Source organism: Kitasatospora sp. NPDC001660 (genome assembly GCF_053596725.1).
The window spans coordinates 83,299-97,731 of sequence record NZ_JBSFGU010000019.1 but is presented as its reverse complement, the minus strand read 5'-3'; the positions used below and the strand labels follow the sequence as shown (position 1 = coordinate 97,731).

Genomic DNA, 14,433 nt, shown 5'->3' with positions numbered 1-14,433 from the left:
GGAGCGATTCGTCGCGGAACGTGGTCTGCTCTATAGCATGGACCAGCGGGTTGATAGTCCCTTGGAGGGGTTGCAGCAAGCCGGGCAGCCCTCGGCGGGGCAGCCGACGGGCACGCGGCAGGCCGGGGTTCTACGGCCCCTCGGCGGGTTCGGCCGGGCCGCGCTCGGCCGGGCCGGGCGGGCCGCCCTGCTGGCCACCGGCCGCCAGCCGGTGCCGGACGCCCTCGAACCGCTCGTCCGGGTCCACCGCGAGCACCACCCGCAGGCCGACCTCGGGCTGCTCGCGCGGGCGTACCGGCTGGCCGAGGCCAGCCACCGCGGGCAGAAGCGCAAGAGCGGCGAGCCGTACATCACCCACCCGCTGGCCGTCACCATGATCCTGGCCCAACTCGGCGCCGGGACCACGACGTTGGTCGCCTCGCTGCTCCACGACACGGTGGAGGACACCGAGTTGACGCTGGACCAGGTGAGCGCCGGGTTCGGGCCCGAAGTCGCCTACCTGGTCGACGGGGTGACGAAACTGGAGAAGGTCGACTTCGGCGCCGCCGCCGAGGCCGAGACCTTCCGCAAGATGCTGGTCGCCACCGGGGACGACGTCCGGGTGATGGTGATCAAGCTCGCCGACCGGCTGCACAACATGCGCACCATCCGGCACATGAAACCGGCCAGCCAGGTGCGGATCGCCAAGGTCACCCGGGACGTGCTGATCCCGCTGGCCGAGCGGCTCGGCATCCGGGTGCTCAAGGCGGAGCTGGAGGACATCGTCTTCGCCACCCTGCACCCCGAGGAGCACGCCCGCACGCGCGCCCTGATGGCCGGTCACGAGGCCGAGCCGGACACCCTGCTGGAGCCGTTCGCGCGGCTGCTGGCCCGGCAGTTGGCCGAGGCCGGGGTGGCCGCCGAGGTCACCGTCCGGTCGCGGCACTGCGTCTCGCTGCACCGGGTGCTGCTCAAGCGGGCCGCCGCGCCCGGGCCGGACGGCCGGCCGCAGGGGCCGCAGCCGGCCGACTTCGGGCGGCTGCTGGTGGTCGTCGAGGAGAACGCCGACTGCTACGCCGTGCTCGGGGAACTGCACACCTGCTGGACGCCGCTGCCCGGCGAGTTCAAGGACTTCGTCGCCGCCCCCAAGTTCAACCTCTACCAGTCGCTGCACACCGCGGTCGCGCTGGAGGGCGGTGCGGTGGTCGAGGTGCTGGTGCGCACCCGGCGGATGCACGAGGTGGCCGAGACCGGGGTGGTCGCGCTCGGCGACCCGGAGCCGGCCGGGACCGTCCAGGACGCCGACGAGCTGGACCGCACCGACCCGGCCCGGCCCGGCTGGCTCAGCCGGCTGCTGGAGTGGCAGCAGGAGACGCCCGACCCGGACGCCTTCTGGTCGGCGCTCACCGCCGACCTGGCCGGCGACCGCGAGATCACCGTGGTGACGGAGGGCGGCGAAACGCTTCAGCTGCGGGCCGGCGCCACCTGCGTGGACGCCGCCTACCTGCTCGGCGAGGAGACCGGCCACCGGTGCATCGGCGTGCGGGTCAACGGCCGGCTCACCGCGCTGTCCACCGTCCTCCAGGACGGCGACCTGATCGCCGTGCTCACCGAGACCGTGCCCGCCGGGGCCGGGCCGCGCGCCGCCGAGCCGTCCGGGCCCGCGCCCGAGTGGCTCGCCCACGCCCGGACCCCGGCCGCCCGGCTGGCCATCGAGCGCTGGCTGGCCGACCACCCCGCCCGGCTGCCGGTGGTCCGCACCGGCCCCTCCGCCGGGCAGCCCGCCCCGCCCGCGCACCGCACCGCCGAGCGCCGAGCCGCCCCGGTCGCGGTGGCCGGGCGGCAGGGGGCACAGGTCCGGCTGGCGCGCTGCTGCACGCCGGTGCCGCCGGACGAGGTGACCGGCTACCCGATCCGCGGCGGGGCCGTCGTCGTGCACCGCGCCGGCTGTCCGGCGGGGGAGCGGATGCGGACGGCCGGACGCGGCACGCTGGAGGTCCGCTGGCAGGCGGACGGGACCCCGGCCGACGGCTACCGGGCCACCCTGCGGGCCGAGGCGCTGAACCGGCCGCGGCTGCTCGCCGACCTGACCGCGGCGATCTCCGCCGAGGGCGTCGGCATCGTCGCGGCCGAGATCGAGCCGCCGCAGGAACTGCGGGTCCGGCACACCTACACCGTCGAACTGCCCGCCCCGGCCGCGCTGCCCGGGCTGATGCGGGCCGTGCTCAGGGTCTCCGGCGTGTACGACGTGAGCCGCCCGTACGCCCCCGAGGGCGGTGCCTCCGGAAGAAATGGGGGTGACCGGCCCGCACCGGGCGTGCGACCATCAAGGGGAATTCACGGCCGGTCCACGGCGTTCACAGGGCACAGGAGCCCTGGCGACACCCACGGGTCGCCGCCGCAGCCATCCAGCGACCAAAGGACAGAATGACCTCCACGTTCGACACCCGCGACCGCGCCGACGCCCCGCGCCGCCTCGGCGGACTGCGGGCGGAAGCCCTCATGGACGAGGACCTCGCGGCCATCGACGAGGACCTCACGACCCACTTCGACGGCGACCAGTACGACCGCAGCGAGCGCGCCGCGCTGCGCCGCGTCGCCGGCCTCTCCACCGAGCTCCAGGACGTCACCGAGGTCGAGTACCGCCAGCTCCGCCTGGAGCGCGTGGTGCTCGTCGGCGTCTGGACGGACGGGACGCTGGAGGAGGCGGAGAACTCGATGGCCGAGCTCGCCGCGCTCGCCGAGACCGCCGGCTCCGAGGTGCTGGACGGTGTGATCCAGCGCCGCGACAAGCCCGACGCCGCGACCTACATCGGCTCCGGCAAGGCGCAGGAGCTGCGCGACATCGTCGCCTCCAGCGGCGCCGACACCGTGGTGTGCGACGGTGAGCTCACCCCCGGCCAGCTGATCCACCTGGAGGACGTGGTCAAGGTCAAGGTCGTCGACCGGACGGCCCTGATCCTCGACATCTTCGCCCAGCACGCCAAGTCCCGCGAGGGCAAGGCGCAGGTCTCGCTCGCGCAGATGCAGTACATGCTGCCGCGCCTGCGCGGCTGGGGCCAGTCGCTCTCCCGGCAGATGGGTGGTGGTGGCTCCGGCTCGTCCGGCGGCGGCATGGCCACCCGTGGCCCCGGTGAGACCAAGATCGAGACCGACCGGCGCCGGATCCGCGAGAAGATGGCGAAGCTCCGCAAGGAGATCGCCGACATGAAGAAGGGCCGCGACACCAAGCGCCAGGAGCGCAAGCGCCACCAGGTGCCGTCCGTGGCCATCGCCGGGTACACCAACGCCGGCAAGTCCTCCCTGCTCAACCGGCTCACCGGCGCGGGCGTGCTGGTGGAGAACGCGCTGTTCGCCACCCTCGACCCGACCGTGCGCCGGGCACAGACGCCCAGCGGGCGGGTCTACACGCTGGCCGACACCGTCGGGTTCGTCCGGCACCTGCCGCACCACCTGGTCGAGGCGTTCCGCTCGACCATGGAGGAGGTCGCCGACGCGGACCTCATCCTGCACGTGGTGGACGGCTCGCACCCCGAGCCGGAGACGCAGCTGGCCGCGGTCCGCGAGGTCATCGTCTCGGTGGAGGCGCAGAACGTCCCCGAGATCGTGGTGATCAACAAGGCCGACGCCGCCGACCCCCACGTGCTGCAGCGCCTGCTGCGCCGCGAGCCGCACGCCATCGTGGTGTCGGCCCGCAGCGGCGCCGGCATCGACGAGCTGCTGAAGCTCATCGACGACGAGCTGCCGCGCCCGGCCGTCGAGGTGCGGGCCCTGGTGCCCTACACCCAGGGCGGGCTGGTCTCCCGGGTGCACGCGGAGGGCGAGCTGCTCTCCACCGAGCACACCGGCGAGGGCACGCTGCTGCACGCCAAGGTGCCGGCCGAGCTGGCCGCCGAGCTGGAGCGCTACACGGTGGCGCTGCAGGGCTGACGCCGTTTCGCACCGAGGGCCCCGGACGGTTTGCCGTCCGGGGCCCTCGCGCCTCACCTGACGTTCTTGCTGAAGTACTCGAAGGCCTGCTTCGCCTGGTCCTGGAGCGAGGGGCCGGCCATGTACTCGGAGGGGTTGCGGCTGCCGATCGAGTTGACGCTGATCAGGTTGGGTTTGCCGTCCTTGAGGATGAACCAGCCGCCGCCGCCGGCACCGCCGGTCATGGTGCAGCCGATCACGTACATCGGCGGGCGGGTCTGGTCAAAGGAGAGCCTGGTCGGCGGGATCTGCGAGTCGCAGCGGTTGAGCTCCATGCCGTCGAACGGGCGCTCGGCGGGGTAGCCGTAGGAGGACGCCGAGGTGACCTGGTCGCGCGGGGCGTTGAACCAGACCGGGACCGAGCCGCCGACCGTCTCCTCCAACGACCGGCCGGAGCCGTTCTCGCTGCGCACCCGGATGATCCCGTAGTCGTACTGGTCGTGGGCGCCGACGCCGCTCTCCTTGACCCAGGTCGGCGAGACCAGCGCGCGCACCGCCGTCCAGCGGCCGTACGGGGACACCTGCTGCTCGGTGTACGGCTTGCCCCGACTGGCCTGGCCGTCCCGGTTGAAGCCGGGCACGAAGGTGATGTTCCGCATCCAGCCGCCGCCCTTGCCGTCGTGCAGGCAGTGCGCGGCGGTGTAGACCAGGTTGCTGCGACCCGGATTGGCCGGGTCGGAGACCACCGTGCCGGAGCAGACGGCGTCGCCCTCGGGCGCGGTCACGAAGATCCTGCCGACCACGGCCGGGCCGTACGGGTGCGGCTGCGCCGTGGCCGGGACGGCGGCCGGGGGAGCGTCCCGCTGGGTGCCGCCCTGGGCGGCGGCGTGCGGGACCTCGGGGGTGGGCCGGCCCTTGGCGGCCTCCATCCTGGCGACGGACCAGAAGCCCTGGGCCACCTCGTTGCTGAAGGCGTTGTCGGCGACGAAGCGGGCCCAGTCGTCGACCTTCCAGGTGGCCAGGTCGCCGAGGCTGGTCGGTGACGCAGGTCTGGCGAGGGTGGCGGGCGGGCTCGCGGCGCTGCCGGGGCCGGAGTTGTCCGGTCCGCAGGCGGTCGCGGTCAGGGCGAGGGCGGCGAGCGCCGCGGCGCCGGCCAGTGCGGCCCGGCGCCGCGGTACGCGTCCGCGGGTGGTGTACGGCATGGTGCATCGTCCCCCGGCTGTGAGGTGAACGCGGTTACTGCTTCCTGGAGATCCAGTCCAGGGCGTTCCTGGCGACCGACTCCAGGTACGGGCCGCTCAGGGAGGTGTGTTCCTGGGTGCCGATCGAGGTGTTGCTGACCAGGGCCGTCCTTCCGTCCGGCATGGTGGCGAACCAGCCGCCGCCGCTGGCGCCCTGGGTCATGTTGCAGCCGATGGTGAGCATGGACGGCCGCTTCGGGTCGAACGACAGGCGGGTCGGCTTGCCGCCGTCGCACTTGTACAGCTCCTGGCCGTCGAACGGCTTGTAGAGCGGGTAGCCGACCGCCGAGACGGAGACCTGGTCGCGCGGCGCGTCGAACCAGACCGGGACGGCCGAACCGACCGTCTCCTCCAGCGACTTGCCGGTCTCGTTCTGGCTGTGCACCCGCATGATGGCGAAGTCGTACTGGCTGGCGGCGTCCCCGGTGCCGCCGCCCTCGACCATCCACTGCGGCGAGGTGGTGACCTGGTCGGCCCACCACGTGCCGAGCGGGGCGAGATCGGACAGCGGGGCCTTCTTGCCGCCGCTGGAGGCGCCCGAGTTGTTGTAGGCGGGCACGAACACGAGGTCCTTGTAGAAGTTGCCGCCCTTGCCCTCGTGCACGCAGTGGCCGGCCGTCCAGACCAAGTTGCTCCTGCCCGGGTGCTGCGGGTCGGCGATGACCGTCGCCGAGCAGTTGCCCCGGCCGCCCTGGGCGCTGAAGAACACCTTCCCCGAGGGCTGCTTGAGGTACGGGCGGGGCACCGGCACGGCCTTGACCACCGGCGGCTCGGGGTCGGTCACGCCGTCGTCGGCGGCCGGCTTGGCGGTGGGCGGGGCCGGGTCGGCCGGCTTGGAGTCGCCCATCTTGTCCGGGTTCCAGAAGTCCTTCACGACCGGGTTGTTGAAGACGTGCTGGGACGCCCACTTGTCCCAGTCCTCGAACTTCCACTTCTTCAGGTCGTCCCAGCTCTTGGGCAGGCCTTCCAGCAGGCTGGTGGGGATGCCCGAGGGCAGGGTGATCCCGCCGATCACGCCCCCGCCGCCCGGGGCGGCGCTGCTCGTGCCGCTCGCCGCGGCGGGCGGTGGCGCGGCGCTGCCCGTGCCGGTGGCCGTCGGGCTGTCCGGGCCGCAGGCGCTCACCGCGAACAGGGTGCCGGTGGCGAGGACGGCGGCGACGGCGGACCGGTGGATCGATGGCATCTGTGTGCTTCCCCCGTGGGTCGGTTCGTGGCTGTGCGGCGGATCGTGGCCGGGTCGGTTCGTGGACGGGTCGGTGCAGGAGTCTTCCACCGGTCGGGAGGACGACGTCGGGCACCCCCCGGGTTGCGGTCCTGACCGGGGGGTCACCGATCCGTGACGAAGCCCGGCAAGGCCCGGCCGGTACAACCGGGCCTTGCTCCCGGGCGGTGAACAATCACCGATCTTCACCCGGACGAGTGAGCCGTCCTTGTGATCACCCATCAGGGATAGGTAACCCTTACCTGACGCGACGGTGCGAGCGCCCGCCGAACCCTCTCCACCATCCGCGCGCGTCCGCACCCCACGCGTCCCGAGGAGCACCCTTGAGCACCGCCGCCCTGACCGGAGCCCCGCCCGAAACTCTGTCGCCCGCGGACCGGCCGGCCGGGCCCGACCTGCTGCTGCACCCCGACCCCGCGGTCGCCGCCGAACAGGCCGCCCTGGAGGCCCTGTTGCGCTGCTGGGCGCGCGAGACCGGCGCCCGTCCCGGTCCGGACGGCCGGCTGCAGATCGCCGTCCTCGGCGGCGCCGCGCGGCTCTCCGCGCCCGTCCGCTACTGGTCGCCCGGAGGGTGGCACCGCTTCGGCCCGGCCGGCCTCGCCGTCGGCGACGATGCCCCCGACGCCCCGGTGGACGCCGTCACCGCCGCCGCGCTGCTCGCCGCAGCGGCCGCCGACCGGCCCGACCCCGGGCAGGTCGCCGACCTCGCCGCCCGGGTCGCCGACTCCGTCGTGCGCACCGCCGAGATCCTCGCCCACCGCCGCACCGCCGCCGCGCCCGGCGGGCCGGAGGGCTCGCACTTCCTCGCCGGTGAGCAGTCCCTGCTGCTCGGCCACCCGCTGCACCCCACCCCCAAGAGCCGCGACGGCCTCGGCCCGGCCCAGAGCGCCGCCTACTCGCCCGAACTGCACGGCTCCTTCCAGCTCCACTGGTACGCCGTCGACCGGGCCCTGCTCGCCACCGGCTCCGCCCTCCCCGAGAGCGCCGAGCAGATCACCGCCGGCCTGCTCGGCGACCGCACCCCGCTGCCGCCCGGCACCGCCGCCCTGCCCCTGCACCCGTGGCAGGCCCGTGAGTTGGCGCACCGCCCGGCCGTCACCGCGCTGCTCGCCGAAGGGCTCCTGCACGACCTCGGGCCGGCCGGCGAATCCTGGCACCCCACCTCCTCGGTGCGCACCGTCTACCGGCCCGGCACCCCGTGGATGCTCAAGCTCTCGCTCGGCCTGCGGATCACCAACTCCCGCCGGGAGAACCTGCGCAAGGAGCTCCACCGCGGCCTGGAGATGCACCGGCTGCTGGAGAGCGGCCTCGCCGCCGAGTGGCGGGCCGCCCACCCCGGCTTCGACATCGTCCGCGACCCGGCCTGGATCGGCGTCGACCACCCCGGTCTCGGCGACCCGGGCGGCCTGGACACCGTCCTGCGCGCCCAGCCCTTCGCCCCCGCCGACCGCGCGCTGTGCGTCGCCGGGCTCGTCGCCGAACAGCCGCTCGGCACCGGCACCACCGTGCCGTCCCGGCTCGGCGACACCCTCCGGGCGCTCGCGGTGCGCTGCGGCCGCCCGCTGCGCACCGTGGCCGCTGAATGGTTCCTGCGCTACCTGGACACCGTCGTGCTGCCCGTCCTGTGGCTGGACGGCCGGGGCGGCATCGCCCTGGAGGCGCACCAGCAGAACAGCCTCGTCCTGCTCGACGCCGAGGGCTGGCCGTGCGGCGGGCGCTACCGCGACAACCAGGGCTACTACTACCGGGAGAGCGCCGCCGAGCGGCTCACCGCCAGGCTGCCCGGGCTCGGCGAGCACAGCGACACCTTCCTCCCGGACGACGTGATCGACCACCACTTCGCCTACTACCTCGGCATCAACCACGTGCTCGGCCTGGTCGGCGCGCTCGGCTCCCAGGGGCTCGCCGACGAAACGGCGCTGCTGGCCGCGCTGCGCGGGTTCCTGGCCGGGCCCCGGGCGGCCGCCACCGGGTCGGCGCTGCCCGCGCTGCTGCTCGACGCGCCGACGCTGCCCTGCAAGGCCAACCTGCTCACCCGGATCAACGGCCTGGACGAGCTGGTCGGCCCGGTCGCCACGCAGTCCGTCTACGTGGACATCCCCAACCCCCTGGCGGAAGCGTGACCATGCCCGACGACGTGCCCGGGTGGGGTGCGATCCGCACCCCGGCCGGCGGGTTCCGGCTCCGCCCGGTCCGGCTGCCCGCCGACCTGGAGCTGCTCGCCGGGTGGATGAACGACCCCGAGGTCGCCGCCTTCTGGGAGCTCGCCGGGCCGCCCGCCGTCACCGAGCGGCACGTCCGGGCCCGACTCGACGGCGACGGGCGCAGCGTGCCCTGCCTGGGCCTGCTCGACGGCACCCCGATGAGCTACTGGGAGGTCTACCGCGCCGACCTCGACCCGCTCGCCGCGCACTACCCGGCCCGGCCCCACGACACCGGCGTCCACCTGCTGCTCGGTCCCGCCGCGAGCCGCGGCCGGGGCCTGGGCGCCGTCCTGCTGGCCGCCCTCGCCGACCGGATCCTGCGGCAACGGCCGCGCTGCGAACGGGTGGTGGCGGAACCCGACGTCCGCAACCGGCGCTCGGTCCGGGCCTTCGAGCGGGCCGGGTTCCGGTCGGCCGGCGAACTCGACCTGCCCGACAAGCGCGCCGCCCTGATGATCCGCGCCCGCGCCTGACTCCCCGCCTAGGACACCCCCGTGGACACCTCGACCCCCCAGCCGCCGTACGACCTGCTCGGCGTGGGCATCGGCCCGTTCAACCTCTCGCTCGCCGCGCTCGCCGAGCCCGTCGCCGGCCTGCGGACGCTCTTCTGCGACCAGCGCCCGGAGTTCCGCTGGCACCCCGGGATGCTGGTGGACGGGGCCCGGATGCAGGTGCCGTTCCTCGCCGACCTGGTCTCCCTGGTCGACCCGACCAGCCGGTGGTCCTTCCTCAACTACCTGCGCGACCAGGACCGGCTGTTCCCGTTCTACTTCGCCGAGCGCTTCCAGCTGCCGCGCCGCGAGTACGACCACTACTGCCGCTGGGCGGCCGAGCGGCTCGGCAACTGCCGGTTCGCCACCCTGGTCAGCGCGTTGCACTGGGAAGGCGACGTGTTCCGCGTCGAGCTGACGGACACCGCGACCGGCCGGCGCAGCCGCGTGCACGCCCGCAACCTGGCGCTCGGCGTCGGCACCAGTCCCGTCCTGCCCGAGGCCTTCGCCGCCCTCGACGGGCACCCGAGGGCCTTCCACTCCGCCGACTACCTCGACCGGCGCGCCGGCCTCGACGGCGCCCGGGACATCACCGTCGTCGGCAGCGGGCAGTCCGGCGCCGAGGTGTTCCTCGACCTGCTGCGCCGGCACGACGGCGACGGCGTGCGGCTGCGCTGGCTCACCCGCACCCGCGCGCTCGCGCCCATGGAGTACTCCAAGCTCGGCCTGGAGCACTTCACCCCCGACTACACCCGCTACTTCCACAGCCTGCCCGAGCCCGTCCGGGACACCCTGGTCGCCGCTCAGTGGCAGCTGCACAAGGCCGCCAGCGCCGAGACCCTCGCCGAGATCCACGACCACCTGTACGAGCGGACCATCGGCCGCCCGATCGACACCGCCCCGGTCGAGATCACCCCCGGCACCGCCGTCACCGAGGCCCGGCCCGGCCCCTGCGGCGGCCTCGAACTGCGCTGCCGGCACACCGACTCCGGCGCCGACCACCTCGTGCGCACCGACGCCGTGGTGCTCGCCACCGGCTACCGGGCCGCCCGCCCGGCCGCACTCGAACCGCTCGCCCACCTGATCGACCGGGACGCGGCCGGGCGCTACCGGGTCGACCTGGACCACCGCGTCGCCACCCGGCCCGAACTCACCGGCGGCCTCTACGTCCAGAACGCCGAACTGCACACCCACGGCGTCGGCACCCCCGACCTCGGCCTCGGCGCCCACCGCGCCGCCGTCATCCTCAACGCCGTCACCGGCCGCACCGTCCACCGGCTGCCCACCCGCACCGCGTGGACCGGCTTCGCGCCGCCCGCCCCCGCCTTCCCCCGCCCCCAGGAGCTGACCCGTGCCGCAACCGCCGGCCGATGAACCGCCGCTCTACCTGCCGCCGCAGCTCACCCCCGGGCCCTGGCAACGGGCCGGCCGCACGATGCTGGCCAAGATGCTCGCCGAGTTCGCCTACGAGGAACTGCTCACCCCCGTGGCGGGCGCCGTCGACGGCGAGTACCTGCTCGGGCTGCCCGAGGCCGAGTACCGCTTCACCGCCCGCCGCGGCGCCTACGGCAGCTGGCGGATCGCCCCGGACTCCGTCCGCTGCGACCGCGAGGACGGCCTCGACCCGCTGCGCTTCCTCCCGTACGCCCGGCACACCCTCGGCCTGCGCGGCGAGACCACCGGCCACCTGATCCGCGAGCTCACCGCCACGCTCACCGCCGACGCGCACCACCTGGCCACCGCGCTCACCGCCGCCGAGCTCGCCGACCTCGACCACCCCGCGCTGGAGGGCCGCCAGGACGGCCACCCCTGGATCGTGCCCAACAAGGGCCGGATCGGCTTCTCCGCCGCAGACGCCGCCCGCTGGGCCCCCGAGGCGCGCACGCCGCGCCCGCTGCCCTGGATCGCCGTCCACCGGCGGCTCGCCCGGTACCGCGGCGTGCCCGGCCTGGAGCGGCCCGAGCACCTGTACGCGCGCGAGCTCGACGACCCCGGCGCGCTGCGCGCCGCGCTCGGCCCCGACGCTGACGACTACCTGCTGCTGCCCGTCCACCCCTGGCAGTGGGACGAGACGGTCGTTCCGCTGTTCGCCCCCTGGATCGCCTCCGGCGAGATCGTCCCGCTGCCCTCCGACGGCGACCCACGGCTGCCCCAGCAGTCCATCCGCTCCTTCTTCAACACCGCCCACCCCGAGCGCTGCACCGTCAAACTGCCGCTCGCCATCCTCAACACCCTGGTCTGGCGCGGCCTGCCCACCGAACGCACCCTGGCCGCGCCCGCCGTCACCGCCTGGATCCACGGCCTGCGCGACGCCGACCCGTTCCTGCGGGACGAGTGCCGGGTGATCCTGCTCGGCGAGATCGCCTCCGTCACCGTCGACCACCCGCTCTACCGCGACCTGCCCGAGGCGCCCTACCAGTACAAGGAGCTCCTCGGCGCGATCTGGCGCGAACCGCTCGGCCCCTTCCTCGCGGGCGGCGAGCGCGCCCGCACCCTGGCGTCCCTGCTGCAGACCGGCTCCGACGGCCGCGCTCTCGCCGCCGAGCTGGTCGCCCGCTCCGGGCTCGCCCCCGCCCAGTGGACCCGCCGGCTGTTCGCCGCCATGCTGCCGCCGCTGCTGCACTTCCTCTACCGGTACGGACTGGTCTTCTCCCCGCACGGCGAGAACGCCGTCGTCGTCTTCGACGAGCACGACACCCCGGCCCGGCTCGCGGTCAAGGACTTCGTCGACGACGTCAACCTGAGCGACGAGGACCTGCCCGAGCTGCGCGACCTGCCCGCCGAGGTCGACGACGTCCTTCTCCGCGAGCCGGCGCAGGGCCTCTGCCAGTTCCTGCACTCCGGGCTCTTCATCGGCGTCTACCGCTACCTCGCCCCGCTCCTGGAAGCGCAGACCGGCCTGCCCGAGGCCGCGTTCTGGGCCCTGCTGCGCGACGAGATCCGCCGCCACCAGGACCGCTTCCCCGAGCTGCGCGAGCGCTTCGAGCTGTTCGACCTGTTCACACCGCGGATCGACCGGCTCTGCCTGAACCGCAACCGGCTGCTCCTCGACGGCTACCAGGACCGCCCGCACCGCCCGCACGCCGCCCGGCACGGGACGGTGCCCAACGCCCTCGTCACCCTCGGCGCGGATCTTCCGGGGCGACGGGACCGGATTGTCACCCCCGCGCCGTAGGGTGGGAGGGTCATGACGAACGACTCCCAAACCCAGCTCCCCGGCGAGGACGCAGCCGCCCCGGCCGACTCCGGGGAAGCCGTCGCGGTCCCGCGCTCGCGCATCCCCGAGCTGCTCCACGCCGCCGTCGCCGCCGTCGGCGGCGTGGAACGCCCCGGCCAGGTGCGGATGGCCGAGGCCGTCGCCGACGCCGTCGACCACACCGAGCACCTGCTCGTCCAGGCCGGCACCGGCACCGGAAAGTCCCTCGCGTACCTGGTGCCCGCGCTCGCGCACGGGGACCGCGTCGTGGTCGCCACCGCCACCCTGGCGCTGCAACGCCAGCTGGTCGAGCGGGACTTGCCGCGCACGGTCGAGGCGCTGCACCCGGTGCTGCGCCGCCGCCCGCTGTTCGCGATGCTCAAGGGCCGTTCCAACTACCTGTGCCTGCACCGGGCCAACGAGGGCACCCCGAGCGACGAGGGCGAGGGCCTGTTCGACCCGGCCGAGGCGCTCGGCGGGCCGGCCAGCAAACTCGGGCAGGAGGTGCTGCGGCTGCGCGAGTGGGCGGACGAGACCGAGACCGGCGACCGGGACGACATGAGCCCCGGCGTGTCCGACCGGGCCTGGGCCCAGCTGTCGGTCACGTCCAAGGAGTGCCTGGGCGCGACGCGTTGCGCGTACGGGCAGGAGTGCTTCGCGGAGAAGGCCAGGGAGCGGGCCAAGCTCGCGGACGTCGTCGTCACCAACCACGCGATGCTCGCGATCGACGCGATCGAGGGCGCGCCGGTGCTGCCCGAGCACGGGCTGCTGATCGTCGACGAGGCGCACGAGCTGGTCAACCGGGTCACCGGCGCGGCCACCGCCGAGCTGACCGTCGGCGCCGTCAACCGGGCGGTCAAGCGGTCCGCGCGGCTCGCCAACGAGAAGGCCGTCGACGCGCTCCAGGCCGCCGCCGAGAACTACCACGGCCTGATGGAGACCGCCCAGCCCGGCCGGGTCGAGGAACTGCCCGAGTACCTGGCGTACGCCGTCACGGCCATCCGGGACGCCGCCCGGCAGGTGATCACCTCGCTCGGCGAGACCAGGGACAAGGGGCTCACCGACGAGGACGCGGTCCGCAAGCAGGCCATGGCCTCGGTCGAGACGCTGCACGAGACCGCCGAGCGGCTGCTGGAGGACTCCGAGTACGACGTGGTCTGGATCGAGCGCAGCGACCGCTTCGGGATGGGCACGGCCTCGCTGCGGGTCGCACCGCTGAGCGTGTCCGGGCTGCTGCGCGAGGGCCTGTACAAGGAGCGCTCGGTCGTCCTCACCTCGGCCACGCTCAAGCTCGGCGGGGACTTCAACGGCGTGGCCGGCTCCGTCGGCCTGCTCTCCGAGGCCCGGCTGCCGGACGAGCGCACGCCGGGGGACAACCCGGAGGCCGGCGCCGGCTTCGGGGAAGAGGCGGTGCCGCACTGGCGGGGGATCGACGTCGGCTCGCCGTTCAAGTACCCCAAGCAGGGCATCCTGTACGTCGCCAAGCACCTCCCCGAGCCCGGCCGCGATCCCGAACGGCCGGACATGCTCGACGAGTTGGCCGAGCTGATCGGCGCGGCCGGCGGGCGGACGCTGGGCCTGTTCTCCTCGATGCGCGGCGCCCAGGCGGCGGCCGAGGCGATGCGGGAGCGGCTCGACAACCGGATCCTGCTCCAAGGGGAGGACACCCTGGGCGAGTTGATCCGCGAGTTCGCCTCGGACGCGACCACCTGCCTGTTCGGCACGCTCTCGCTCTGGCAGGGCGTGGACGTGCCCGGCTCGGCCTGCCAGTTGGTGGTGATGGACCGCATTCCGTTCCCGCGGCCGGACGACCCGCTGATGAGCGCCCGCCAGAAGGACGTCGAACAGCGCGGCGGGAACGGCTTCATGGCGGTCGCGGCGACGCACGCGGCGCTGCTGATGGCGCAGGGCGCGGGCCGGCTGGTCCGCGCGGCCGACGACCGCGGGATCGTGGCGGTGCTCGACCCGCGGGTGGCGACCAAGCGGTACGGGAGCTTCTTCCGCTCCTCGATGCCGGAGTTCTGGTACACGACGGACCGCAACCAGGTGCGCCGCTCGCTGGCGGCGATCGACGCCTCGGCGCCGCCGGTCAAGCCGGTGGTGAAGCGGGGCTGAGCGCCCCGTCGGCCGTCCTCGGGAACGCCGGAGGGGTTCCCCCGCGCAGTCGCGGTGGAGCCCCTTCCCGGTGTGT

9 protein-coding genes are annotated in these 14,433 nt (G+C 74.2%); 7 read left to right on the top strand and 2 right to left on the bottom strand.

Features of this window, described 5'->3' with window-relative positions; translation table 11 throughout:
- The first annotated feature begins 37 nt into the window (after positions 1 to 37).
- Positions 38 to 2,410 carry a RelA/SpoT family protein gene (locus ACWCXH_RS21605; protein WP_449803049.1) on the top strand — a complete coding sequence of 791 codons (2,373 nt, stop codon included), beginning with the start codon at positions 38 to 40 and terminating at the stop codon, positions 2,408 to 2,410.
- The gene (gene hflX / locus ACWCXH_RS21600; RefSeq protein ID WP_449803048.1) at positions 2,407 to 3,909 is read left to right on the top strand and encodes a GTPase HflX; all 1,503 of its coding nucleotides are present in this window, start codon (positions 2,407 to 2,409) and stop codon (positions 3,907 to 3,909) included. Before ACWCXH_RS21605 ends, hflX begins: the two co-directional genes overlap by 4 nt.
- A gap of 53 nt (positions 3,910 to 3,962) precedes the next feature.
- Here the strand turns inward: hflX and ACWCXH_RS21595 are convergent, their stop codons facing one another.
- On the bottom strand, positions 3,963 to 5,090 hold the full coding sequence (locus ACWCXH_RS21595; protein WP_449803047.1) for a trypsin-like serine peptidase: 1,128 nt from the start codon (positions 5,088 to 5,090) through the stop codon (positions 3,963 to 3,965).
- A gap of 34 nt (positions 5,091 to 5,124) precedes the next feature.
- Entirely contained in the window at positions 5,125 to 6,312 is a 1,188-nt protein-coding gene (locus ACWCXH_RS21590; protein WP_449803046.1) for a trypsin-like serine peptidase, read from the bottom strand.
- 362 nt (positions 6,313 to 6,674) lie between these two features.
- On the opposite strand from ACWCXH_RS21590, the gene ACWCXH_RS21585 reads away from it, so the two are divergent.
- From ACWCXH_RS21585 to ACWCXH_RS21565, 5 genes are read left to right on the top strand one after another with little or no spacing between them, the layout of a single operon-like run.
- Positions 6,675 to 8,474, top strand: a complete 1,800-nt coding sequence (locus ACWCXH_RS21585) for an IucA/IucC family protein (RefSeq protein WP_449803045.1) — start codon at positions 6,675 to 6,677, stop codon at positions 8,472 to 8,474.
- Between the two features lie 2 nt (positions 8,475 to 8,476).
- Positions 8,477 to 9,028 (top strand): GNAT family N-acetyltransferase, encoded by a 552-nt coding sequence (locus tag ACWCXH_RS21580; protein WP_449803044.1) that lies wholly within the window; start codon positions 8,477 to 8,479, stop codon positions 9,026 to 9,028.
- Between the two features lie 21 nt (positions 9,029 to 9,049).
- Positions 9,050 to 10,420, top strand: a complete 1,371-nt coding sequence (locus ACWCXH_RS21575) for a lysine N(6)-hydroxylase/L-ornithine N(5)-oxygenase family protein (RefSeq protein WP_449803043.1) — start codon at positions 9,050 to 9,052, stop codon at positions 10,418 to 10,420.
- A complete protein-coding gene (locus tag ACWCXH_RS21570; RefSeq protein WP_449803042.1) occupies positions 10,398 to 12,221 on the top strand; it encodes an IucA/IucC family protein in 1,824 nt (607 codons plus the stop codon). The genes ACWCXH_RS21575 and ACWCXH_RS21570 overlap by 23 nt, the downstream gene beginning before the upstream one ends.
- Before the next feature lie 12 nt (positions 12,222 to 12,233).
- On the top strand, positions 12,234 to 14,357 hold the full coding sequence (locus ACWCXH_RS21565; protein ID WP_449803041.1) for an ATP-dependent DNA helicase: 2,124 nt from the start codon (positions 12,234 to 12,236) through the stop codon (positions 14,355 to 14,357).
- The last annotated feature ends 76 nt before the right edge of the window (positions 14,358 to 14,433 follow it).